General features: G+C 54.0%; 1 rRNA gene. It reads right to left on the bottom strand.

The annotated features are described in order from the left end of the window. A 23S ribosomal RNA gene (locus KI367_RS26760) occupies positions 1–604 on the bottom strand; the annotation flags it as partial.

The following is a 604-nucleotide window of genomic DNA, read 5'->3' as shown; positions in this document are numbered from 1 at the left end:
AGGCTCCCACCTATCCTGTACAGATCGTACCCAAATCCAATATCAAGCTGCAGTAAAGCTCCATGGGGTCTTTCCGTCTTGTCGCGGGTAACCTGCATCTTCACAGGTATTAAAATTTCACCGGATCTCTCGTTGAGACAGCGCCCAAGTCGTTACGCCATTCGTGCGGGTCAGAATTTACCTGACAAGGAATTTCGCTACCTTAGGACCGTTATAGTTACGGCCGCCGTTTACTGGGGCTTCGGTTCACAGCTTCGGGGTAAACCCCTAACCGCTCCCCTTAACCTTCCAGCACCGGGCAGGCGTCAGCCCGTATACTTCGCCTTACGGCTTCGCACAGACCTGTGTTTTTGCTAAACAGTCGCTTGGGCCTTTTCACTGCGGCCCCCTCGTGCTATTCACACTACCGGGGCACCCCTTCTCCCGAAGTTACGGGGTCATTTTGCCGAGTTCCTTAACGAGAGTTCTTCCGCGCGCCTTAGAATTCTCTTCTCGCCTACCTGTGTCGGTTTGCGGTACGGGCACCTTCACCTGGCTAGAGGCTTTTCTTGGCAGTGTGAGATCATGACCTTCGGTACTGCAATTTTCCCTCCCCGTCACAGCC

The sequence above is a fragment of the Paenibacillus cookii genome, from assembly GCF_018333375.1.
GTDB classification, from domain to species: Bacteria; Bacillota; Bacilli; order Paenibacillales; family Paenibacillaceae; genus Paenibacillus_AQ; species Paenibacillus_AQ cookii.
This window is presented reverse-complemented; position numbering and strand designations above follow the sequence as displayed.